Origin of the sequence: Pseudomonas sp. 43(2021) (assembly GCF_017490805.1) — a bacterium.
Lineage (GTDB): Bacteria > Pseudomonadota > Gammaproteobacteria > Pseudomonadales > Pseudomonadaceae > Aquipseudomonas.
Map to the genome: position 1 here is coordinate 1 of NZ_JAFGYJ010000461.1, position 460 is coordinate 460.

The following is a 460-nucleotide window of genomic DNA, read 5'->3' on the forward strand; positions in this document are numbered from 1 at the left end:
GTCAGCGGTGATGATGACGAACCCGTCGTCCTCCCTCGGCGCAACCCCCGGTGCCGGAAACTGGCCGATACCGGCACAGAAGACCGGAGCCTGATCCGCCCGACGGATCAACCAGGGCTGTCGGGATTTTTCCCCGCTATCAACCCACTCAAACCAATTGTCGACCGGAACGATCAGCCGCTGCCGCCAGATCGCCCGGAAGAACGCGCCGTGGGCGACTTTCTCTACCCGTGCGTTGATGGGCGGGGCACGATCCTTGGCCCAATGCGGCCGCCAGCCCCAGCGCAGATTGTCGGCATGAATGGCCTGTTCGTGCTGGTGCAGAACCGCCAGCGCAGTGGTGGGCGCTGCGTTGTAGCGATTGAGCGGCGCATCGCCGACGTGATTGATCAACGCATCGGGGATGCTCAGCACCGCAACGAAATCGTGAATCCCACGGTACTGCGTGAGTCTTCCGCAC

The 460-nt window shown here is 63.3% G+C and carries 1 protein-coding gene; it reads right to left on the reverse strand.

Features of this window, described 5'->3' with window-relative positions:
- A partial coding sequence (locus J5M71_RS28175; RefSeq protein WP_207838888.1) for an SOS response-associated peptidase family protein occupies window positions 1–460 on the reverse strand: 460 nt, incomplete at both ends.